18 protein-coding genes are annotated in these 23056 nt (G+C 64.7%); 6 read left to right on the top strand and 12 right to left on the bottom strand.

Annotation, left to right across the window (positions count from 1 at the left end):
• Positions 1-19: 19 nt before the first annotated feature.
• From H7007_RS01435 to xseA, 3 genes are all read right to left on the bottom strand, one after another.
• Positions 20-1327 (bottom strand): LCP family protein, encoded by a 1308-nt coding sequence (locus H7007_RS01435; protein ID WP_287152706.1) that lies wholly within the window; start codon positions 1325-1327, stop codon positions 20-22.
• Between the two features lie 292 nt (positions 1328-1619).
• Positions 1620-1868 carry an exodeoxyribonuclease VII small subunit gene (gene xseB / locus H7007_RS01430; protein WP_287152705.1) on the bottom strand — a complete coding sequence of 83 codons (249 nt, stop codon included), beginning with the start codon at positions 1866-1868 and terminating at the stop codon, positions 1620-1622.
• A gap of 59 nt (positions 1869-1927) precedes the next feature.
• Positions 1928-3343, bottom strand: coding sequence for an exodeoxyribonuclease VII large subunit (xseA, locus tag H7007_RS01425; protein ID WP_287152704.1), 1416 nt, complete (start codon positions 3341-3343; stop codon positions 1928-1930).
• A 191-nt stretch (positions 3344-3534) separates the two neighbouring features.
• On the opposite strand from xseA, the gene H7007_RS01420 reads away from it, so the two are divergent.
• Positions 3535-4128: a hypothetical protein gene (locus H7007_RS01420; protein ID WP_287152703.1), complete on the top strand. Its 594-nt coding sequence runs from the start codon at positions 3535-3537 to the stop codon at positions 4126-4128.
• A gap of 12 nt (positions 4129-4140) precedes the next feature.
• On the opposite strand, the gene H7007_RS01415 is transcribed toward H7007_RS01420, so the two are convergent.
• From H7007_RS01415 to H7007_RS01405, 3 genes are all read right to left on the bottom strand, one after another.
• Entirely contained in the window at positions 4141-4428 is a 288-nt protein-coding gene (locus H7007_RS01415) for a hypothetical protein (protein WP_287152702.1), read from the bottom strand.
• Between the two features lie 103 nt (positions 4429-4531).
• Positions 4532-6199: a M23 family metallopeptidase gene (locus H7007_RS01410; RefSeq protein ID WP_287152701.1), complete on the bottom strand. Its 1668-nt coding sequence runs from the start codon at positions 6197-6199 to the stop codon at positions 4532-4534.
• Between the two features lie 306 nt (positions 6200-6505).
• On the bottom strand, positions 6506-8131 hold the full coding sequence (locus H7007_RS01405) for a PASTA domain-containing protein (protein ID WP_287152700.1): 1626 nt from the start codon (positions 8129-8131) through the stop codon (positions 6506-6508).
• A 278-nt stretch (positions 8132-8409) separates the two neighbouring features.
• On the opposite strand from H7007_RS01405, the gene H7007_RS01400 reads away from it, so the two are divergent.
• The gene (locus tag H7007_RS01400) at positions 8410-8613 is read left to right on the top strand and encodes a hypothetical protein (protein ID WP_287152699.1); all 204 of its coding nucleotides are present in this window, start codon (positions 8410-8412) and stop codon (positions 8611-8613) included.
• 388 nt (positions 8614-9001) lie between these two features.
• Here H7007_RS01400 and H7007_RS01395 read toward each other — a convergent pair whose 3' ends face one another.
• Both H7007_RS01395 and H7007_RS01390 read right to left on the bottom strand, forming a co-directional pair.
• Positions 9002-10783: a CocE/NonD family hydrolase gene (locus H7007_RS01395; protein ID WP_287152698.1), complete on the bottom strand. Its 1782-nt coding sequence runs from the start codon at positions 10781-10783 to the stop codon at positions 9002-9004.
• Between the two features lie 438 nt (positions 10784-11221).
• Positions 11222-12430: a 4Fe-4S dicluster domain-containing protein gene (locus H7007_RS01390; protein WP_287152697.1), complete on the bottom strand. Its 1209-nt coding sequence runs from the start codon at positions 12428-12430 to the stop codon at positions 11222-11224.
• 443 nt (positions 12431-12873) lie between these two features.
• On the opposite strand from H7007_RS01390, the gene H7007_RS01385 reads away from it, so the two are divergent.
• Complete coding sequence (locus H7007_RS01385) at positions 12874-13737, top strand: aminotransferase class IV (protein WP_287152696.1); 864 nt, start codon at positions 12874-12876, stop codon at positions 13735-13737.
• A 323-nt stretch (positions 13738-14060) separates the two neighbouring features.
• Here the strand turns inward: H7007_RS01385 and pabB are convergent, their stop codons facing one another.
• Together pabB and H7007_RS01375 are read right to left on the bottom strand one after the other, a co-directional pair.
• The gene (pabB, locus tag H7007_RS01380; RefSeq protein WP_287152695.1) at positions 14061-15560 is read right to left on the bottom strand and encodes an aminodeoxychorismate synthase component I; all 1500 of its coding nucleotides are present in this window, start codon (positions 15558-15560) and stop codon (positions 14061-14063) included.
• 150 nt (positions 15561-15710) lie between these two features.
• Positions 15711-16289 (bottom strand): anthranilate synthase component II, encoded by a 579-nt coding sequence (locus H7007_RS01375; RefSeq protein WP_350340600.1) that lies wholly within the window; start codon positions 16287-16289, stop codon positions 15711-15713.
• A 548-nt stretch (positions 16290-16837) separates the two neighbouring features.
• On the opposite strand from H7007_RS01375, the gene H7007_RS01370 reads away from it, so the two are divergent.
• Entirely contained in the window at positions 16838-18445 is a 1608-nt protein-coding gene (locus tag H7007_RS01370; protein WP_287152693.1) for a carboxylesterase/lipase family protein, read from the top strand.
• A 238-nt stretch (positions 18446-18683) separates the two neighbouring features.
• On the opposite strand, the gene H7007_RS01365 is transcribed toward H7007_RS01370, so the two are convergent.
• Positions 18684-19337 (bottom strand): lactate utilization protein, encoded by a 654-nt coding sequence (locus tag H7007_RS01365; RefSeq protein WP_287152692.1) that lies wholly within the window; start codon positions 19335-19337, stop codon positions 18684-18686.
• A 314-nt stretch (positions 19338-19651) separates the two neighbouring features.
• On the opposite strand from H7007_RS01365, the gene H7007_RS01360 reads away from it, so the two are divergent.
• Positions 19652-20668 carry a uroporphyrinogen decarboxylase family protein gene (locus H7007_RS01360; protein ID WP_287152691.1) on the top strand — a complete coding sequence of 339 codons (1017 nt, stop codon included), beginning with the start codon at positions 19652-19654 and terminating at the stop codon, positions 20666-20668.
• A 90-nt stretch (positions 20669-20758) separates the two neighbouring features.
• On the opposite strand, the gene H7007_RS01355 is transcribed toward H7007_RS01360, so the two are convergent.
• Positions 20759-21820 carry a metallophosphoesterase gene (locus H7007_RS01355; RefSeq protein WP_287152690.1) on the bottom strand — a complete coding sequence of 354 codons (1062 nt, stop codon included), beginning with the start codon at positions 21818-21820 and terminating at the stop codon, positions 20759-20761.
• A 275-nt stretch (positions 21821-22095) separates the two neighbouring features.
• Here H7007_RS01355 and H7007_RS01350 point away from each other — a divergent pair, with 275 nt between their 5' ends.
• A complete protein-coding gene (locus H7007_RS01350) occupies positions 22096-23043 on the top strand; it encodes a PLP-dependent cysteine synthase family protein (RefSeq protein WP_287152689.1) in 948 nt (315 codons plus the stop codon).
• The last annotated feature ends 13 nt before the right edge of the window (positions 23044-23056 follow it).

Here is a 23056-nt window from a genome sequence, read left to right as displayed (position 1 = left end):
GTGTGGCTTTGAGCCGGTCTCAGGGGTTCAGGTAGTCTTTCCCTATGACCAGGATGACGTCCGCATCATAGGTGATGGCCACGTCCTGGTCCTGGACCACCCGGAAGTCGGCATCCGGGTCGAGGTCCTTGGCCACCACCCGGGCCGCGTCGGCGAAACCGGGAGCGTAATAGACGGTGGTGTCCTCGTAAGCGTGTACCGTGTTCCCTATCTTGATATTCTTGTAACCTTTCTCCCGCATCTTCTCCGCCACTTTAGCGGCCATGCCCTCCCAACGCACCCCGTTGAGGACCGCCAGATTGACCAGGGAGCGGTCCACCTGTGCCTCCCCTCCCGTGCGCTGGTAGAGCTCCTGCTTCTCGAGCTCTGCCTGCCTTTCCTCCGGTGTCTTGGTGCTGCAGTACTTCTTGACGTTGGAGAACAGTTCCGCGGTCCCTTTCTGGTCGTAGATGAAATACCAGGGCTCACCGGGAGCCGGCTCCGGCATGGTCCCTGGGATGGTGGCGAACTCAACGTCCTCCACCTTCATCCCCTGCAGGGCCTCCGCCAGGGTGAAGATCAGGTCCGGCTCCAGCGTGGTCTCCAGGTAGCGCACGGCGGTGTCCAGTATCTTGAGGAGGGCCTGGATGTCCCGGATGGAGACCGCCTTCTCCATCACCGCCTTGAGAAAGGCCTTCTGGTGTTCTATGCGGTCCAGGTCCCCGCGGGGAAGCTTTCGGCTGCGCACCAGGATAAGGGCTTGCTGACCGTTCAGCAGGTGGTCGCCCTTCTCCAGGTATCCCACCTTGGGGTCGTTGATGGTGACGTCGAGGTGGAAGGGAACCCCTCCCATGGCGTCCACGATGTTCTTGAAGGCCTCGAAGTCCACCTCGGCGTAATGGTGGATGTCCAGGCCGCTGAGCTTCTCCACCGCCTCCACCGCGCCCGCCGGGCCCTTGAAGGAGTGGGCGGCGTTTATCTTTTCCGTGCCGTATCCCGGGATGGTGACCTTGGTATCCCGGGGAATGGACACCAGCACGGCCCTCTTGGCCTTCACGTTCACCGAGGCCACGATCATGACGTCGCTGCGGGTGTAGCCCTCCTCACCGGGAACGCTTCCCCGGTCTATACCTATGAGCAGGAGGTTGAGGTTTTCTTCCGGGTTGTGCCACTTGCTGAGCTCGGCGAAGAGGTCCGGGTTGTCCTCCGGGGCGATAACCGCGGGCTGGAAGCGCACCCGCAGGTAATGCTTGGCCGCCCAACTCTTGACGGCGTCGAAGTTAAGGGCCCCCACGACCAGCCCGCCCAGGAGCACAAGGGCCACCGTCAGCTGGAGGAGCCGCTTCATCCTCCTCCTCTTGCGCAGTTTCAAACGTTCTTGCCTCTTCATTTGCGCTTTTGACCTTATCCGCTCGCTTTCCCGTGCGCGGGCGTCCCCGGGGCCCGAACGAGCTTGTCACCTCTTATGCGCTTTCGACGCGGTTCCCTACCAAGGGGTTCCGATTGCCTCCCGGAACCGCCGGCCGGGAAGGGCCCGCGTCCCGCCCTCCTCACGAGGCATGGCGGTCGGTTATCCTTCCCTCCGGGAACCATTACGTCGTACGGTACATGATTATACGCTACGTGAGGCCGAATGGGCCTCAATCATTCCCGCTTTCCTCCTCTTCCCGCATCCGGAACTCCTCCGTGGTCAGCTCCTCCTCGAGGCTGCCGATGAGCTTCTCCACCCGGGCTCCGGCCTCGGTGAGCCTTCTCCGGGCCTCGCGGACGAGCTTCACGCCCTCCTCGAAGAGCTTGAGGCCTTCCTCCAGCTCAAGGTCCTGCTTCTCCAGGGCCGATGCGATCTCCTCCAGCCTCCGCATGATGCCCCTGAAGGTAATCTCCTCCAACCTCGCAACACCCCCTTAAAAGAAAAGCGGCCTACATCACGGGAAAGGCGCCCCCGGCCTCATCGCTCCACTTCCGCTTCCTCCTCCCGTCCCCTTACCTCGCAGAACAGGCGGCCCCTGTGGAGCCGCACGTCCACCTCCTCTCCTTCGGCCACCTCACGGCTGTCTCGGAGGGGCTTGACCTCTCCCCTGCGGGTGGCGATGGCGTAACCGCGGGAGAGCACGGCCAGCGGGCTCAGGGCGTCCAGGCGCGACGCAGCCATCTCCAGCCTGCTGTTCCTCGCGGCAAGGAAGCTCGACATCCGCATGTGGAGCTCCTCTGTCCCGGCCATCTGCTCCCTCTCCCTCCACCTCCACCAGGAGTCGAAGGAGGTCCGCAGCCTCTCGTATGCGTGATGGATACGGCGGGGGAGGTCACGGTAGTCGCGGGGAAAGCGCACCAGCGTACGGGCGTGGGCATCCACCTCCGCCCCCATCCGCCGCAAGGCGCCGCGCATCCCGTTCAGGAGAAGTGCCTCCCCTTCCGCCAGAAGCTGCCCGGCCTCTCCCAGCACCAGTTCCCGGTCCCGGAACGGCCTCCGGGAGCCCATGACGGCCAGCTCCCTCTCCCGGCGGTGGAGCATGCGGCGCAGGGCGGACTCCAGGGAGGTCCCCTTCTGCTTCAAGAGGGAAAGCACCTCCGCGGTGGAGGGGACAGCCGCCTCCGCCGCGCCGGTGGGCGTGCTGGCGCGGTGGTCGGCGGCCAGGTCGGCAAGGGTCAGGTCCGGCTCGTGCCCCACACCGGTGACCACGGGGATGGACGAACCCCTTATGGCCCTGACCACTTCCTCGCTGTTGAAGGGTTGCAGGTCCTCCAGGGATCCCCCGCCCCTGGCCAGGATGAGGACGTCCACCGGGCATGCCCGGTTGAACAGCTCGATTGCGGAGACGATGTCCCCCACCGCATCCTCTCCCTGGACCCTCACCCCTCGCACGAACAGGCGGCAGCAGGGGTACCTGCGGGTGATGTTGGTGATCACATCGCGGACGGCGGCCCCTTCCAGGCTGGTTATGAGGCCTATGGACTCGGGATACGGCGGAAGGGGACGCTTGAGCCTCTCGTCGAAAAGCCCCTCGGCGGACAGCTTGCGCATGAGCCGGAAGAACTCCCGGCGCAACCTGCCTTCCCCCGCCTCCTGCAACTGATACACATTCATGCGGTATTGACCCCGGCGCACATAGATTCCCAGGCGGCCACGAGCCAGCGCGCGCATTCCCTCCCGGAGGATGGAGGAAGCCTCCTTCGCCGCATCTCCGAACATCACGCAGGGCAGCACGGCCTCTTCCTCGGTGAGGCTGAAGAAGAGATACTGCGGATAAGGTTTGAGGTTGGAGACCTCTCCTTCCACCCAGACGACCACCTCCTGGAGGAGGCAGTCAGCCAGGCGGTTCACCTCTCCCACGGTATAGATTCTCTCCTCGTCCTGCGGCTTCACCCGGCATCCCTTCTAGCTTAAATCCCCGCCGCACAGGTCCCATTTTAGCCTCCGCATCCGACACCAGGAAATAACTTCCTCCAGGCTGAAGGAACTGCGCGTCCACGGGTGGAAATACATAATGTGGAAATGCAGAAGGCGTCAAACGGCTAAATGTAGTGCATGCTCCGCTGTCCGGTGGCGGGGAGTCCATGCGGGAGGGCGCCTTGGAGATACTGGCCTTGCTCCTTCTGGGCTTCATAGCCATGCTGGCCATCGTGCCCCCCATAATCCGGGGAAAGCTCGAGGACTCGCCCCTGGTGACCACGCAGACCTTCAGGAAGAGCATGCAGGAGATAGGTCAATCCCTCGAACCCCGGGTGGAGTCGGCCGCCGCCTCGCCGGATCACCGCGCGGCCGGCTTCGCTGCCGCGAGTTCCCGGGCCGTTATCGAAGCCAACCCTAGGAAGCGTGTCGAAAGGAACCCCGCCACCGCACCCGCCTCTGCGCCTTCCGCCGCAACGAGGAAGCCGGCGCGCACCGTCCCTCCAAGGTCGTCCTCCAGGAAAGCGGCGGTCCGCAGGAACCGCATCTTCGCCGCCCTGACTCTCCTGGTGCTCATATGGGGCATGGCCACGCTCCTGACCGGCAACCTGTGGTGCCTGTTGGCCTTCTCCATAAGCGGGTTTCTGCTCTCCTTTTACTGGGGGCTCACAATCATCATCCCTTATATCCTCCTGCGCAGCGAGGAAACGCGCAGGGAAGGAGCGGCGCACCGTGGGGTCCGCAGGCCATACGTAGCTTGAGATCAGGCGAGGTCAACCCAGCACCCCCGCCTTCCACAAGAGGAGCACGAGTATCCCGTGCCCCAGGAGAAAAAGGCCGAGGTGTAGGAACGCGCGGGCCCCGTACTGGGGGCGAAGGTAGATAAAGTAAAGCGCGGCGAAAAAGGCCACGAAAGAGAGAGCAGCCAACAACACCAGGATTCCCGCCGCCCCTCCCAGGCTCTCCCTGCGATTGGAGAGAAGGTAACAGCAGACCACCATCACGGCGGCGGGCAGGAGCATAAGGCCCATCCGGGGCCAGGTAGGCTGATTTTCCTTCATCGATTCCTCCTCTTCTCAATCCGGCATCGCCTCGCGCATATCCCATCCGTAACCGTCGAAGGACGGAGGGACCGGCGCCGTTTCGGAACATGCGCCGTCCGGGCTAGTGCCCTCCCGCCCTGTGCAGGACCCAACCGGCACCGCCGTTCGGTAATCGCACTGTCGGCACTCCGCCGTGCTCCAGCAGGCGCAGGCTCTCCTCGACCCTCCCCTCCCCATGAAACCTCTCCCACAAAGCCCTGGTGCCTTCCCTGAAGCCTCCGGAGAGGGCCTTTCCGGCCAGAGCTTTGGTGAACTCCCCGGAAACGTTCAACCTGCCTCCGCTGAGGCGGGCCAATGCCCCTCCCAATCCCTGCCCTTGCGCCAGCAGACTTATCCCGCCGGCCAGGAACCCACCACCAAAACTCAACAAGGACTCGAGCAGGGAGGGGCGTCCTCCGGTCGCCACCCTGACGGCCAGGTCTCCCAGCACTCCGAGGCACCCGCAGAACAACATATGAGCCAGCTTCTGGGAAATTCCGGAAACCCACGTCCCGGCGCAGGCCGCCATCTGGGCCGCCGTGCCTCCGCCCAAAAGAGTACCCCCGGAAGAGAGGACACCCGCAGCGAGCCCCTGGACCGCCCCGCCGGAGAAAAGGCCGCTGACCAGCAAACGCCCCATCCCACCCGTCAACCCGCCAACCAGGAAGGAAGCCAGGAGGCCCCCCGGAGTGAAGCCTCTCCCCGTGACCGTGGAGAGACCCATATACACAAGGAGGTTGGCCGTGCCGTGAGCCAGGAAGCCCTTCCCGAACCCAAGCCACCCCAGATTGGTCCAGCCCGCCGCCGCCGCGGGAGCCAGGTAAGAAAGGAGGAGGCATCCTCCGGCCGCGGCCCCACCCACAACCAGTGACCCCAGGAAACATCCTAGGAAGGAGAAAGAATCCCCAGAGGTGGCGGCACAGTAAACGGCATAACCGATCGACGCCGCAGCCCCCACGGCACAGGCCGTCAACACGGCCGCCAGGGAGAGGCCCAAGGCCAGGCCGACACCCACCGCAGCGAGACAGATTAGAGCCGCAGCCGCCAGTCCGGCGAGCGCCGCCCGCACGAAACGGTTTGAGAACAGGGCCTTTAAACCCCTACCGGCCGCACGAAAGAGTGGAGAGATCCAGGGCTCCAGTAATTTTCTGTAGAATCTCGCTGCCGCCAGGCCCACGGTCCGCGCTACACCGCAGACCCACCTCCATGCCGCAGAAAGCCCGCGGCCCAGGGATTTTAACACTACCTGAACGCCGTTCCCGACCGCGTCCTTCAGTACTTTGAGGCCCTTTTTCAACCACCCCAGGAAGCCGCCTCCGCCCCCATGCCGTCCCATGTAGGCCTGCACGGAGCGCGCGTCCTCCCAAGGGCCCAGAAAAAGGGAACGAGGGTCGAGCAGGGAACCTCGCAGGAAGGGCAGGGGGTCAACCGCCACCCCCTTGACGTAAAGCCCGAAATGCAGGTGCGGCAGCGGGCAGGAACGGTCTGCGGACCCGTCGCTCCTGCCGATCGCCTGTCCCGCTTCCACCGGTTGTCCTCGGCGCACAAACGCGCTGCGCAAAGAGACGTAGGTGGTCTTCAAATCACCCTCATGCGCTATGCTCACGCATATGCCCAGAGGGGTGTTTCCGGAAAAACTTACCATACCGGGTGCGGAAGCGCGCACTTCGCTGTCCGGCGCCAGCGCGATGTCGATACCCGCATGGCCTCCCTCCCCGTAATGGCCGGCGGGAGGGAGGAACCCCTTCAACACCCGGCCTCTGGCCGGCCAGAGAAAGGTGGGGGCCTCCTCCCCGGCCGCCAGGGCCGGGGAGGAAACCATGTGGAAGGAGAATATGAGGAGGGAAACGAGGGGAAAGATGAGAAGGGGTAGGGTTGATGCCCGGCATCTGAAGGGTGCCCTTCCGCCCCCCGGGGGACGTCCGCCGCTAAAAAGGCCGGCCCCGTCCCCCACGGCCCGCCCTTCCCCCGGCCACTCGAGGAGGCGGCGCGGTTCGGGCGGGCCCGGGATGAGATCCCGCTTCGCGGGGCGGTTCTCCTTCCGAGGAAACATGGATCAATATACCTCCACGGCCAGCACGGCGCTGTCGGTCAGGCCGCGGGAATCGGACACTTCCAGGACCACTCGGAATCGTGCGGGTATGACCGGGGCATCGAAGACGTGCTGAACGGTCATCCCCCGGAGCACGGTCCCGTCGCCGCAGTACCATACGTAATTCACGATGTCCCCGTCGGGATCGGAGGAACCCCCGGCGTCCATGCGCACATAAAGGGGTGCGGGGCCCCGTGCCGTGGACAGAGTGGCAACGGCGCGCGGCGGCCGCGCGGCGTGCCTCGAGGCACCCGCGGAAACAGCGGATGTCGTGCTTGATCGAGCGGTCGAGGGCGCTTCCGGGCCCTCGTTTCCGTCGTCTGAAGGCAAAGCGCTCTCTGGCGGCGCTTCCGGAGCCACTGAATCATTGCCCTCCTCCCGGCCCGAGCTGACCACCAGGCACACCGTTTCGCCGGGAATCACGATGGACCCGGCCGCCGGTTCCTGGGCCACCACCCTGCCCGCGGACCAGAGGCGGGAAGGCGCTTCTCTGGCACTCCAGGAAAGCCCTAGAGCCTCCAGCCGCTCTCGAGCCTCCTCCAGGGTCAAACCCTGCAGGTCGGGAACCTCCACGCCCGCAGCGGCGCCCTCCATCTCTTCCCCCACTCCGCGTCTGGCGTCGCCCCCCAGCAACCCGGAGAGGGCCGAAAAGAGCAACCACAAGAGAAGCCCCCCGACCACCATGAGGGCCGCCTTTCGGGCCCAGCCTCGTAGGGACCTGCTGCCCGGAGGGGCGCCATGATTCTCCAGGCTACCCGCCTCAAGGACCTCGGTATAAGGATCCTCCTCGTACTCCGGCGCTTTCCCGTACCGACCGGACGGGAGAGGTCCGTTCTCGCCCGGTGCAACCCTGTCTTCCTCGGCGATAGAATCCAGGGAACCCAACAACTCCTCGAGGAGCAGCCTGGGAGAGGAGGGACGCCGCGCGGGAAGCGGATGCGCCGCCCGCTCGAGGAGGAGGCTTAACCTCTCCGTCCTCGACTCCGCGGAGAGCACTTCGTTTACCATCACCGCCAGGGAAAAGACATCCGAGGCGCGGGTTCCCTCCCTTCCCGGCTCCACCTCCGGCGCCCGATAAGGGGAGACGCGAGCCACCTGTGCCGGATCCATATCCTCCAGCACCCACCCGTAGCCGACGCGCCGGAAGCGAAGGCTTCCACGGCGGTCGACGAACACCTGCCCCGGATTCAGGCCCAGGTAGTAAAGGCCCGCGCCGTAAGCCTCGGAAAGGACCTCCACAGCGGCAGCGGCCAGCTCCACCACTTGAGGTCCCGGGAGGGTGCCCAACTGGGAGATCAGCTCGGGAAGGGTGGGGCCGTCGCCCTTCTCCCGCACCAGATAGAACAGGCCTTCCTCCTCACCCCAGTCCAGAAGGGGCAACACGTGTGGGCCTCTTATCCTCTGGGCGGCATGTAATATCTCGCGCATACGCTGCGGGTCCACGGGGAGGTCCTCCGTGGAGGCGGAGACCAGATCCACCTCAACCTCAGTTCCCAGCTCGATATCCAGAGCCAGACAGGTCGTCCAGCCCCTTGCGGAGAAGACCTTCTCCTTCAATCGGTACCTCTCCGCGATCTTCTCTCCGTCCATGCCCAGACTCCTTTAAAATTAGCGTACATGCAAAAGATAATAATGTTATATAACTTTGTCAATAGTTGGATGGGAGTTCTTCTCTTCCGGTTTCGATGAGATTGCCGGACTGCGTATAGAGATGTCTCGATGGCCATCCCCCGTCATCGGCTGCGAGTCCGGGGTTTTCATGGGGTTCGCAGCAGTCCAGGGTGGGACCGGATGGGATCGGGCAAGGAGAGGATGCGTCATAAGCACGCGTGTTGCCTCGTGCAGCGGGTGGCTGTCATGCTTAGATCATGAAAGCGGAGGAGGTCATCTTCGGACTGCTGGCCCTGGCCTGGGGTGGGCTCTTATGGGCCATGCGCCCGGAGCTGCTCAAGCTGGGCAGGGAGGGAGGCAGGGGTTTGCGCAACCCGAGGGTCATCAACGCCCTGATCAAGATCGCCGGGGTGCTTCTGCCCGCCGGCGGCCTGCTCCTCATCTTCCTGAGGGGGTTTTAGGCCCATCGGCATATCCCTGGAGCGCTTCCCTCCTGAGGGGGTTAGGCCCATGGTTCCCCCAACGTGGCGGACGGCCAGACAGCTACTCATCGCCGGGAGCCTTTGCCCGCCGGCGACACCTTACTCCTTAGGAAGGTCATAAATCCCGTACGAAGGCCGGCAAGGCATCAAGCAAGGTACCATTCGAAAAGGCAATCGTGGTGAGGGCGTAACCGCCTTACGGTTTCTCCCCGTCGCCCCGGAAATCTCCGCTTCACGCTCCCCTTCCCGCAAGAGGCTCCTACCAGAGGCGCAAGAGAAAATGGCCGCCCGCCTCCTTGGGGCGGGCGTTATTCTTCAAAGCGGGGGCGCATAAGCCAGGGGTCCCGCCGAATAGGGGCCTTCTCCATCAGGTACCCGAGGGCACCACGGGCAGGATGACCCTCGAAGGGTTCTCCCGGCTCCTGAGCAGGAATATGAAGTTCAGCCCCCAGCAGGGCCAGCACGAAAGCAGGTCCGCGGTGGAGACCACCAGTTTGATGCGGCTCCCGGCGCTGAAACGATGGTAGCAGGCCTGCATCTCCAGCGGCGCTCCCGTTCCCGTGTTCGTCCAGGGCCGGTACCCGTATCCTTCGTAGAAACCCCTGCTCACCAGGATCTCCTTGCCTTCGGGGGTCACCTCGTAGAGCCAGGGAATGAGCTGGGTGAATTCCCCCGAAGCGCGGTAGAAGAACTGGAATCGCGGAACGCCCATCACCGTCAGGTCCCTCTGTAGCGGGCGGCTCAGGTAGCTCACCTCGGTGAAGGGTATCTCCATGAGTTTGATACGCGTAGGGATGTCCATGGCCTCGCCGCCCATAAGCTCCGGCGCATCCTGGTAGTAGAGCAGGGACACGGAACCGGTAAGGCCGATGTTTACCATAAAATCCCATTTATCGCCCGGCCCCGGGATGGCCCTCTCAAGTGTCCCCTGCCCGTCCCTGCCCGCTCCTCCCAGGTAGAGAGACATCTCCCGCGTGCCGGGCAGGGGGAAGGAAGGAGCGCAACCGAAACGGGACGGGTCGGTGTGGCGGTAGAAGACCACCGGCGGTTCCCGGTCCACCCCGTTTTCCACCCCCTTTAGGAAACGGTCGAACCAGCGATCCACCTGTTCCCGGACCCAGGCGCTCTCCGGGCTGCCGGATATCCCCTCCACGGGATAGGGACCGGGATAACACCCCATGTGCCCGTGGTTGGTGATGATTATCTTCTTCGGCGCCTGGATGTGGGAGTAGGCCATCAGCCCTTCGTTGGCGAAGAAGAGGTCGTCGTTCCATCCCGCCAGGATGAGGGTGGGGGTGAGGATGGGATGCTCCACCGCACCCTCGTACTCCTCGTCGCACCAGTAGCGGGCGGAACGCACCTTGAAATACTGGCGGCAGAACTCGTAGTCTCCCGTGCGCCTCTCGAACATGGTCCCCAAGATGAAGAGCATATCCGGGTCGAAGGTGGTCACCGGTGGGATGAGTCTCCACAGGTACCCCAGAAACGCCTGCAGCTTCTGCATGCCGTCCATCCTGGAGTCCAGGACCAGGTTCATGAGGCTGACCATGAAACCGGTGATATCGCCCAGATAGGTGACGCCCACCAACATAGCCCCCCAGAGCATCTTTCCCGCCCCGTTGGGAAGAAGCGAGAAGGTGAGGTCGAAGGAGCCGTGCATGGGCACCGCGGCACGGATACGGGGGTCACCGGGATCGCCCGGGCGGGGGTCCTTCCGCTCCGACATGAGGTAGGAGAAGCACCCCCCCATGGAGGCCCCCGTGATACCCACCACGGGACCCTTCTCGTCCTTGAGCACCGGGAAACGGGGGTCCTCCCCGAGCAGGGTTATTATGTGGCTCACGTCCTTCATCTCGTGTTCGGGATCCATGCATCCCACGTCGCCCCCCGCCCCGAACCAGCCGCGTGCCGTGATGGCTACCCCCACGTAACCGCGGGAGGCGTAATACTCCGCCGCCCACTCCCCCATGGACTTGTCCAGGGTCCAGCCGTGGACGAAGATTATGGCCGGAAAGCGCTCCCCCTCCGGAGCATCCTCGGGGTAGAAGACGCTGACCGGTATGGTGACCCCGTCCCACATGGCCCAGTCCTCGGTGACCTTGGCCACGCGGTAAGAATCGCCTCCCTCTCGCTTCGCGGTTTTTCCCACCTCCACCACCGAGATGCCGCGGGCGGCAGAAATGGGCGCCGCGGGGTTCAAAGTCAGGAAAAGGATGGAAATAGACGCCAACAAGACGAGGATGAGACGGAAACGGTTTCGCAGCATGGCCGGACCCCCTTCGGATAGTCGCTCCGCGGATATGGCCGTGGAGCTTGGCATCCCCTCCCAGTTCACCGACTGTTATACATTAACATATCTTATGTTCATGTGCAAGAAATAAATTTTACATTTTGAAAACTTTTCATATTGCATGCATGGCTAAGCCTAGCCTCTCCGCATCGCGCGAACGGTCCCATTCCCGAAGGTCATCCCCAAGGCGGCGGTGTCGCATCCTCACCTCTCCACCTCAAGGCTTTCCGCGCGCCTCGCGAGTAAGGGACGAAATGGTCACCGCCGCCCGGGACTCCGGCCCTTCACGAACGTTTTTTAACGGCGGCGGGAGACCCACTCGCTCAGGCCGTTTATTATGTAGTTCCCGCCGTACCTCGCCACGTAGGCGAGGAAGTTTGCCGGGGGCGGCCGGTAGCCGGGGACCTCCCGGAGGGAGAGAGCGCCACGGGGACAGGCCACCACGCAGAGGCCGCAACCTATGCAACGCTCCTTGCGGTGCAAATGGCTCTTTTTCTCTCCCTCACGCACTACCACCATGGCCCCCATGGTGCAGACCTTGGCACACTTTCCGCAGTAATCACACAGAGCGAGGTCCAGGTGAGGCAGGAAATGGGGAGGGGCGATGAACCCGGGGGCGTTGAACTCGGAGATCTGCCGCAGCGCGTCGCAGCAGCACCCGCAGCAGGAACAGGAGCATTTGAAATATTTGGAGCTGCGGTCGTTCATCATCCAGGTCACCAGCCCGGCCTTCTCCGCCTCCCTCTTTATGGCCAGGGCCTCCTCGCGGTCCACGCGCCGCATGCGCCCCTCCCGGACCAGGACGGGGGCGAAATCCCCCATGACCATGCAGGTCTCCAGCGGCCGCCCGCAGTCCTGCCCCAGCGTCCTCTTGGTGAGGCGGCACTGGCAGACCCCCACGGCGAAATCCCGGTAGTCCGCCATGATCACCTCCAGGCGGTCGGAGGGAAGGGCCATGGGCACGGCCTCCACCGCCTCCTGCACCGGGAGATACCTCACGGCATGCACCGGGCGCCGGGAATAAGCGGTGGTAAAACCGGTGCGGAAGAGGGCCTCGAAGAGCTCGGCGAAGCGACGGTGCCAGTCGGTGACTTCCTCCGGGGATTTGCGCACCAGCACGTGCTCGAAGGTCCCGGGAAGGATGGGAAGGAGCCCGAAGCGCTCCTTTTCCCCTTTCCCGAAGGAGAAGAGCACGTACTTCTCATGGGCCAGCCGGTGCAGGATCTTCCGCACTTCCGCAAGGGGCTTTCCCGAAGCCCGGGCCAGGTAGGCCGCCGTCCTGGGCCGCCAGGGCCTGAGGTGGCGGGCCACCTCCGCTTCCTCCTCCGTGTACATATGCTCCACCAGGGCCACCAGTTCGTCACATACCCTGGGCCCTAAAAGGGCGGGGCTGGAATAGGTCCTCACCAGGTCCATGTGCGGCCCGGAGACCCGCGGGTAATCGCCGGGCAGGCGAGCCTCTGCCTTTCTCTCTCCCATGGCTACCTTTGCCTTTCTTCTTCCCATCGCCTCCTCCTCAGAGCGCCATCCCTTACGGCGTCAGCCGGCGAGGGTCTTTCCTTCCCTGAATCGGATACCTCCTCCCGGGCCGCCCGGCTCCAGGGCCTCCTCAACCGGAGGTGCCCCTGTCCTGCAACCCCTTCCTCTGCTCCTGCCTTCCCACGCTTTCCCGCACGCCGCTGGGGATGTTCTCCCCTGCAGCACATACCTCCGCGAGAAAAACTGAAACGTTCCCCGCCGCGCGAGGAGCCTGCTCACGGAACGAGCCCGACAGCCACGGGAGCATATTATACTATTAAGGTGCATTTGTTTGGCCGACGGTTCAAGTAGTGGGCCCCCAAATACCTGGCCGGGAAGCCTGGCCGGGAAGATAAGAAGACCGGGGTGGGTTCCGAGGCCTCGATGCTCGCCCGTGAAAGGGCGTTAGCGAGAAAGCGAGAGAGGTGAAGATGAAGATCTATCTCGACGGGCGTATCATGGAGGCCGAGGAAGCCCGCATACCCGTGACCGACCGGGGTATCCTGTTCGGCGACGGCCTGTTCGAGACCATCCGCGCCTACCGCGGCAAACCATTCCGGTTGGACCGGCACCTGAAGCGCCTGAGGGAGGGGTGCCGCGTGCTCAGGCTGTCAGGGATACCGGGGGACGAGGAGATAGCCCGGGCCATCGAGGCCCTCTACATGGAGAACGTGGGAAGCGGGGATGCCTACGTCCGCCTGACGGTCACCGGGGGCGACTTCGACGGAAGCCGCACCCTCACCAGGTCGTCACCACCCCGTTTCTTCATCCTCGTGAGGCCCTTCGAGGGCTATCCGCCCGAGTATTACCGGCGGGGCATAAGGCTGACCGTCTCTTCCGTGCGCCGCAACCCATACTCACCCCTGTGGCGGATAAAGACCAGCAACTACCTGGAACCCCTCTACGCCAAACAGGAAGCCGCGGACCGCGGGTACGACGATTCTCTCTTCCTCAACACCGATGGTTACCTGGCCGAGGGCTCCACCTCCAACCTCTTCCTGGTGAGCGGGGAGAAGGTCATGACCCCGCACACGGATTGCGGCATCCTCGCCGGCATCACCAGGGAGACGGTGCTGGAATTATGTTCCAGGGAAGGAACGGCATGCGAGGAGGGGTTCTACGACCTCGAGGACCTGCGCGCTGCGGGTGAGGTCTTCCTCACCATGACCACGGGGGAGATAATCCCGGTCGCCGAGGTGGACGGCTTCCGCCCCGCGGAGGGATGCCCCGGCCCCGTCACCTCCCGGCTCTCCGAGGCCTACCGCCGGCTGGTGGCGGAGGAACTCGGGCTCTGAGGTCCGGCCTCGATCCCGGGCGAAAGCCGTATCGTACGCCCCACGATCCCGCGAGTCGCCATCCCATGTTTAACCCTCGACAACAAGCGGACCCGCTCTCCCTCTACGGGCATGACCGGATGGTGTGGACGGCGGCGGACCGGAGTGAATGACGAGGAACGGATATGCGTATAAAACGTTGGCCTGTTAGGGGATGGGATGCGTGGAGGCGTGCCCCTTATCCCTCCACGGTTCAAGAGAACCGGGGAGGGCAAGCGATTCCGGTATGGAGGGGTGAAAACTGCCTATTGTTTTCGGTCTTCCGTACCCCAGGAGAAAGCGGCTCAGGTCCCGCCCCCCCGCAGGCTGGCGAAGATGGCCTTGCCCTTGTCCAGGGTCTCCTGGTACTCGTCCTCGGGGACGGAGTCGGCCACGATCCCGCCCCCCACCTGGAAATAGGCGGTGTTCCCCTTGACGATGATCGTGCGTATGGCGATGTTCAGGTCGAAATTGCCGTTAAATCCCAGATAACCGATGCTCCCCGTGTACACGCTGCGCGCCGTGGGCTCCAGTTCGTCGATGATCTCCATGGAGCGTATCTTGGGCGCGCCGGTGATGGAGCCGCCGGGGAAGGAGGCCCGCAGCAGGTCCACCACGTCCTTCCCCGGGTGAAGCTCCCCCACCACAGTGGAGACCAGGTGGTGGACAGTGGCGTAATGTTCGATCACCGCGTGCTCCTCCACCGTAACGCTCCCGTAGGAGCATACCCGCCCGAGGTCGTTCCTCTCCAGGTCCACGATCATGGAGAGCTCGGCGCGGTCCTTGGCGCTGGCCATGAGTTCCGCGGCCAGGCGGCGGTCCTCCTCCGGGTCCTCCGACCTCCGCCGTGTCCCCTTGATGGGCCGTGTCTCCACCCGCCGCCCCTCCCCCTTTAGGAAGCGCTCCGGGGAGGAAGAGCAGACCTGGCCCTCCACGGCGTTGAAGTAGGCGGCGAAGGGCGCCGCGTTGAGGCGGCGCAAGCGCCGGTAGAGGATCCAGGGGTGATCCCGCAGGGTGGTGTGGAAGCGCTGGGAGAGGTTGGCCTGGTATATGTCCCCGGCGTAGATGTACTCCTTCACCTGCTGCACCGCCCGCAAATATTCCTCGCGCGTGAAGTTGGAGACGAAACCCGCCTCCCCCGCTCCCTCCGGCGCCGGGTATGGCGGGGGCTCGGCGTCCTCCCACCAGAGGGCCTCCCCCTCCACCGAGCCCGGATCCAGGGGATGGAGGACGAAGAGCCAGGTGCGCCCTTCGCCGTGGTCGTGGGCCAGCACACGGTCGTAGAAGGCGAAGCACAGCTCGGGAAGCCCCAGGTCGTCCACGGCCCTGCCCGGAAGCCTTTCGATGTAACGCCCCAGCTCGTAGGCCAGGTACCCCATGCCTCCCCCCGTGAAAGGAGGGAGGCCGGCGGCCTCCGCCACTCCCGAATCCGCGAGCCGGAAGGAGCGCAGCGCCCTGCGCAGGGCGGTAAATGGGTTTTCCTCCGTTTCCCATCTTTTTCCATCCCTCGTCCGCCACCGGCAGCGGTGACCGCGGGTTGAGAGGACCAGAAAAGGCTGATAGCCGATGAAGGAAAATCTTCCCAAGCGCTCCATCACCAGGCTGGAGTCGAGGAAGCAGGCGTAAGGGGTGGCGGCCAGGCGGTGGAATATCTCCTCCATGGAAGGGGGCCCGGAGAGCTCCCGCCAACCCAGGTGCAGCGGAAGCGCACTCTCCCCGTCCTCAGCGCGCCCCTCCCCGCCCAGCCGCGAAGGGAGAGTCTCGATCCAGGCATCCGCCCTGCCCTTCTGGCCAATCAGGCCCATGTCCACTCCTCCATAGCCGACATGTCCATGAGGACCGCTTCCCGGCACAACCGCCTCACCGGATCCACAGACCGCCTTTTCTGAACCCCGTTCCCTATGCCCCGCGGTGCGGGGACGAGCCGGCCCCGGACATCAGAGAGCCTACACACCTCACCCTACCCCGGCGCGGGAATACGCCACCTCCAGGAAATTGCGCAGGAGTTTCAACCCCTCGGGGGTCATGAAGGACTCCGGATGGAACTGGATGCCCTCCACGGGGAAATCGCGGTGACGCACCCCCATGATGATGCCGTCGCCGGTCCGCGCGCTCACCTCCAGGCACGGGGGCAGTCCCTCCTCAAGAATTACCAGGGAATGGTAACGCGCCGCCTCCATGGGGTTGGGAAGCCCCCTGAAGACGCCTTTTCCGTCGTGGTGGACCAGGGAGGTCTTGCCGTGCATCACGTAGGGAGCGCGATCCACCCTGCCCCCGTAGGCCTCACCGATGCACTGATGCCCCAGGCACACGCCAAGGATGGGCAGGCGGGGGCCGAACTCCAGGATGATGTCCTTGGATAGGCCGGCATCCCTGGGAGCCTTGGGGCCCGGGGAGATGACAATGCCTGCCGGGTCCAATTCCTCCACCTGCTCAAGGGTGGTGTGGTCGTTGCGGAAGACCACCAGGTCCGCGCCCAGGATGCCCAGGAACTGGACCAGGTTGTAGGTGAAGGAGTCGTAATTGTCGATCATGAGTATCTTTCCGGCGGACAACCCCAACCGCCTCCTCCACGACGAACACGGCTTCCGGCGAGCCTCAGTCCCGACTCCCCCGGGCCCGGGGCCACGCTCCCTTTTTCCCGCGCGGCCCCTTTACCCGTTTGGGGCCAAAAACAAAACCCAGCCGTTTCCCGGCTGGGTGCCGGCCGCACGGGCCGCCTGACATACCGGTCGATGCTGATTATACTACAATCCGGCCCGTGGGGAACCACGATCCGGCCCCCGCAGGTGTAATCCGGCCGGCTTCCGCCGTTTACCGAGGAGGGTTCCTGGTCTCCCGAGTCGGCGCTCCGTGGGCCCTGCCGGATGCCCACGTCCCGTCACCTCAGACAACCTCATACCCTCCCCGTGCGTTGCATACCCCGATCACCGAACTCTAAGCTTCATGCTTCCGGCTCTAGCCCTCACCCTCCGGCAGCAAGGTCCTCCCAAGTCTCGGGGCCGGAGGAGATGCACGCCCTCCATGCGCGGTGGTGTAAAATGACCTTGGTCCTCTGAAGCGGCGAGAAAGGAGGGCATCCGTGCGTTCCAACCTCTCTACAAGGCGTATCCTCGTCATCCTGGCGGCGCTCTTCCTGTCCGCCACGGCCTTGTTCGCGCCGGGCTGCGGGAGATCCGTGAGGCCGGCGGGCAACCTGGACAACCCCGTGCTGGACAGCGGCCCCATAAGCGGGCGTCTGGACAACGGCATCCGTTCCTTCCTCGGCATACCCTATGCCGCACCTCCGGTCGGCGATCTGCGCTGGAGGGAACCCCAGCCGGTGGAACCCTGGAAAGAGGTGCGCCCCTGCCTGGCATACGGGCCCTCCTGTCCCCAGGTCAGGGAGGACTGGACGGGGCAGCTGGATGTGGGGGAGACCAGCGAGGACTGCCTGTACCTCAACGTATGGACACCGGCGGAGAGCCCGGATGACCGCCTCCCGGTCATGGTGTGGATACACGGCGGGGCCTTCAAGAGCGGCTCGGGCTCCCTCCCCATCTACGACGGCACAGGGTTGGCCTCGAGAGGGGTGGTCGTGGTTACCATAAATTACCGGTTGGGTCCCCTGGGCTTCATGGCCCATCCCCTTCTCTCCGAGGAATCCCCGCACGGGGTCTCCGGGAATTACGGGCTGCTGGACCAGGTGGCCGCCCTGGAGTGGGTGCGGAGGAACATCGCCGCCTTCGGTGGGGATCCGGGAAACGTCACCGTGTTCGGTGAATCCGCCGGGGGGATGAGCATACTCTACCTCATGACCAGCCCCCTGGCGGATGGGCTCTTCCAGCGGGCCATCGTGGAAAGCGGTCCCCTCACCGAGCTGGGTCTCCCGGTCAACAAGGTCCCCACCCTGAGGGAAGCGGAGAAGACAGGCTTGGAGATGTCCAAGAAGCTCGGATGCGACCAGGCCTATGACGAGCTCGCCGCCCTGCGCGCCGTACCGGCGGAGAAACTCCTGGAGGCCGCGTCCACCGACAATCCCTTCATGAGCCCTATCAACCTGAGCCCCAACATCGACGGATACCTTCTACCCGAACCGCCGTTGGAGGCCTTCGCATCGGGGAACACGGCCGATACCCCCCTCCTCACGGGCATCAACGCCGACGAGGGGACCATATTCGCACCGGACATATCGCTGGAGCAGTACAGGACGATGCTTCCTTTCCTCTACGGCGGCCTGGCGCAGGAGGTGCTGGCCCGCTATCCCGCCGGAGGTCCGGAGCAGGTCAAGCCGGCCCTCGCCCGGCTCATCACCGAGCTCGGCTTCGCCGCCTCGGCGAGGTTCACCGCGGAGTGCCTCTCCGCGAAGGGTATGCCCTGCTACCTCTATTATTTCACCAGGGAAGCGGGAGACCCCCGTGTGAGGCACCTGGGTTCCTTCCACGGGTTGGAGATCATGTACGTCTTCGGAACCCTGGACAAGGTGCGGATCTCCGGCCTGGAAGAGGCGGACCTCCGGCTCTCCAAGGCCATGATGGCCTACTGGACGGCCTTCGCGCGAATCGGGGACCCCAATACCGCAGGGCTCCCGGAGTGGCCATCTTATGAAGAAGGCGAAGCACCCTACCTGGAGCTGGGGGAGGGAATCCTCCAGCATTCCGGTTTCTTCCAGGAAGCCTATGACCTGGCTCTCAGGAGAAGCGGATATTGACGCCGGCTCCGGTGAGCGGGCTCCCTCTACCCCGCCTCCCCGAAGAAGAACCACGCGGAAGGGCGGGGGGCCGGGAAAGCCAGGGTTCGGTCGCAGCGAACGTCTCGACCAGCGACACGGTTGCCGGGCTTCCCCGCAGGGAGCGTCGACGACAAGACCGCGGCTCGAAGGACCGGCGACTCAGCGGCCGTAACCAGCAGAGTCCGCTTCCGAGATGGACGGATGACAAGGCCACCCCTCAAAAACCCAGCGACTCACCCACCAGGAAGACCTTGAAATCGGTCATCATGGGACGGCGGCTGACTATCGTGGTCACCCGGCAGATGCTGGCCGGCCGGTTGCAGTCGGTGCACTGCCCCCTGCGCACGCAGGGAGTGTCCAGGTTATAGCGTATGGCATTGGCCGGGGCGGCCACCTCCCGGATGCGCTGGAAGGCGGCTTCCAGGTCCGGCACCAGCTTGTTGTACCCGGCCACGATGATGACCGTGGACGGGCCGAAGGATATACCCGCCACCCGATTGCCGATGCCATCCACGTTGACGATCTCCCCCCGCATGGTCACCGCGTTGGCGCTTGAGAGGTAGAAGGGGCAGGCCAGCGCCTCGCGGCGCACGCGCATGGTCTCCTCGAAGCTCATGCCCCCCTCGTGGGCGTAGACCGGGTGGCCCCGTTCCCTCAGAGCGTCAAGGACCCCCAGCTGGCGCATGGTCCAGGAACCGCCGCAGCCCACGGACTGGCCCTGAGGGATGGCCTCCAAGACGGCCTCCACGACCTCCTCCCGGGTGGGGAAGAAGCGGGCGTCGAACTCCCTCCTCCGCAGGACCTCCACGGCTCGCTCGCAGCGAACCCTTACGTACTGAGACCAGACCTCCCCCATCTCCGAGTAGCTCATGCTCTCTCTCCTTTCCGGATCCCTTCCCAAGACGTCCGCCGCTCGACCGGCTCGAGAACCCTCCGAGGGGAGGCATCGGTGCCTTTCCCCTTTCCGTACCGGTAGCGGCTCCCTCGCTTCCCCGCCCGGCCGCCAGGACCGTTCCGGGCGTGACCATGGGAGCGCCGCCACGCACCACCCTTTCCGGCGCCGACGGCCCCTCCGGCCCGCCTCCCGTCCCCGGCGTTCAACCGGTTTGGAAATCGGCCGATAAGAGGTATATAATCCAGCGGCGACCGGCCCGCAACAACCGGGACGGCCGAAGGGAGGGGAGTTTGGACCGTCGTGAGCTTATCCTGTCCGCCCTGGAGGGCAAGCCCACACCGCGCTTTCCCGTCCTGGGACCCGGTGGGCTCATAAACGTGGTCACCCACGAGGTCCTGGAGCGGTTCCGCATCCCCCTTCCCGCCGCCCACTACAGCGGGGTGATGATGGCCGAACTGGCCGTGGCCTGCTACGACACCATCGGTTTCGACAACATCGGCCTACCCCTGTGCCTGACGGTGGAGGCGGAAGCCCTCGGGGCCCGGGTGGACATAGGCGACGGGACCACCCTGCCCCGCATCACCGCCTTTCCCCAGGCCTCCCCCGAGGAGATCGCCGCCGGCGCCCTTCCCGCCCTCCTCAACCACGGGCGCATCCCGCAGGTCCTGCGGGCCCTGGAGCTGGCCCATGAGATGCGGCCCAGCGCCCCCCTCATCGGCAACCTGGCCGGTCCGGCCACCCTGGTGTCCTCACTGATCCGCCCCTCGGTCCTCCTGGAGCTCATCAAGAAGGACCCGGGGTTCCTGGACCGCCTTCTGGAAGGGTTGATATCCTTCCTCTGCGCCTACGCGGAGGCCATGGTGGAGAGGGGGGCGGACATCATCATGATCCACGAACCGGCGGCGCGGACCGGCGCCTACCTGGGGTTCGACCTCTTCACCAACGTTCTCCCTTACCTCAACGAGCTGAGCCGCTACGCCCACCTGGGAGGGGCCAAACTCATACTCCACGTCTGCGGGGGGCGCATGGAGCAGGTGCGCATGTGCCGGGAGACGGTGATGGACGCCTATTCCTTCGAGGCCGAGGTGGACCCAGCGGAGGCCCATCGCATCCTGGGCAAACCCATCATCGGGACGGTACCCGCTTCCCTGGTACACTACTTCCCGCCGGAGATGGTCCTGGAGGAAACCCTTCTGGCCGTGCGCCGCGGTGCGGCCATGATCAGCCCTCCCTGCGGCCTGGGCCTGGACACCCCCTTCCAGAACCTGCGCATCATGAAGGAGGCCTCCCACCGTTTCCGTATCTGAAAAGGGCGTGGGCGCGGACGCCGAGCTCGGTACAGCTCTCTTGGCCCCTCCGGAAAAGCGGGGCTCACGGAGCCCCCTCCGCTCGCCCCGTCAGGAGGCCTCGATCTCCCAGTCATAGAGACGGCGCAGCCGCACGCCCCCGTCCAGGACCAGATAGGTCCCGGGCGAACCGCCGTCCTCTTCCTCCAGCCAGCACCCGGTGTTGGCCAGGAGCAGGCCCTTCCCGCCCACCCGCACGCGCTCCAGCCCGGCCCGGTGCGTGTGCCCGAAGACGAAGACATCGGGCAGGTACCCGGGGAGCAACCCGGAGAGGAGTTCCTCCGCCTCGTGGACGTTCTCACCCACCGTGGTGTAGCGGCGAGGGCTGCTCCCCGTGCGGGTATGGAAACGTAGCAGGCGAGCCAGCAGCCGGAGGAAGCGGTAGGCCAGGTATTCCACCCGGCGTATCTCGGGGACCTCCGCGGTGAAGGTGAGGAGCTCGAAGAAAGGCCTGTTGAGACGGTCTATGTCCGAGAGGGTTATGCCGCGGGACCTCCCGAGCACCCACCGGGCCAGCCATGCCGTCTTCGCCCACCAAAAGGAACGGCTGAAGAAATCCAGGTGATGGCCGTGCATGAGGAGGACGTCCCGGCCTCCCACCCGGAGGGGCAGAAAAGGATGGACGAGACGCAGGGAGAGTCCCTCGACCTCCATGCCGCAGGAAAGGGGGACGCCGGCGGCCGCATCCCATGCCGGACCGGCCTCCCCGGCGCTCCCGGGTGGATCTCCCGGTTTTAATGGAAAATAATACCATCCCATCTCCCGTCGCAGCCTCTCCTCGGAGCACACCAGGGCCAGGTGATGATCGTGGTTCCCGGCCACCAGGACCAGGCCCCGCGCGCCTCCCCATCTCGCGAGGCGGCGGAAGAAATGCGCTCCCGCGGCATGCGCCTCCCTGAGGCCGGTCCTCCAGAGGTCCCAGGTGTCCCCCAGGAGCACCAGTAGGTCCACTTCCCCCAGGCCTTCCAGCTCCCCGAGGAAGGCCTCCACGGTCCGGGGTTCGGAGAGCAGGGCGCCCCTTTCCCCGAAATGGGTATCGCTCAGGACCACCACCCTGCGGCAATCACCGCATTCCGCCCCCACTGCAGGACGGGAACTTCCTCCGCGTTCCACTGCCGGGTCTCCTTAAGCGAACCAGGTCAAGCGACTCAGGTGACCCATCCCCCCCGAGAACCCAAGGCCACAGCACGGCGGGACATCCGGTCTCCCGCCTCCGCCGCATCGGATCCTCATCCGCGATGCTTTCCCGAAGGCGTTCGCTAAAGTATGGATGGGCCTGAAGCGGGCTTCCATTCCCACCTTTAACCCCACCCGCCGCTAAGATATAATGCGGATGACTTATTATAGCTGATAGCTCACGACGCGGAAGAAAGGCTGGCCCGAGAGACATGTTCACCGCATCCGACCCCATGAAGCTCATAGGCAACACGCCGGTGGTGAAACTCACCAAGGTCGCCCCCCGTAACCCGCGCGTGGAGATCTACGCCAAGATGGAGGGTTTTAACCCCTGCAGCTCGGTCAAGGACCGCATCGCCAGGTCCATGATCGAGGGGGCCGAGAAGCGCGGGGAGCTCACGCCGGAAAAGACCATCGTGGAGGCCAGCAGCGGAAACACGGGGATCGGCCTGGCCATGGTGGCCGCCTACAAGGGGTACCGGATCAAGATCGTCATGCCCGAGTCCATGAGCGTGGAACGCCGGAGGGTCATGCAGGCTTTCGGGGCGGAGGTCATCCTCACCCCTGCCGAAGAGGGCATGAACGGAGCCATTGCCCGCGCGGAAAAGATGGGAAGGGAACCCGGTTATTACCATCCCAACCAGTTCGCCAACCCGGACAACGTGCGCGCCCATTACGAAGGGACGGGAGAGGAGATACTGCGCCAGGTGGAGGACATCGACGTCCTAGTGGCGGGGATAGGGACCGGAGGCACCATAACCGGGGTGGGAAAGCGCCTCCGGGAGGTCTACCCGGACATCACCATCGTGGGGGTGGAGCCCTATCCCAGGTCCCTCATCCAGGGCCTGCGCAACCTCCAGGACTTCCTCCCTCCCATCCTCGACCTCTCCATCATCGACCGCAAGGTCAACGTGGAGGACGGCTGCGCCTTCAACACCGTGCGAGTGCTGGCCAACATAGAGGGCCTCTTCGTGGGCATGTCCTCCGGGGCCGCGGTGCACGCCGCCCTACAAGTGGCCGAGGAGATGGAGAGAGGCCGGGTGGTGGTGATCCTTCCCGACCGCGGGGACCGCTACCTGAGCACCGACTGCTTCGCCTGTACCAACCTGGAGTGCGTGTATCGGGATTTCCTCCGCTCCCTGCAGAGGGAAAATAGATAAAAGGAAGCCGAGA

Source organism: Candidatus Solincola tengchongensis, from assembly GCF_015711935.1.
Lineage (GTDB): Bacteria > Actinomycetota > Geothermincolia > Geothermincolales > RBG-13-55-18 > Solincola_A > Solincola_A tengchongensis.
Note: the sequence above shows the minus strand (reverse complement) of the source record. Positions and strands in the feature narration are given on the sequence as shown.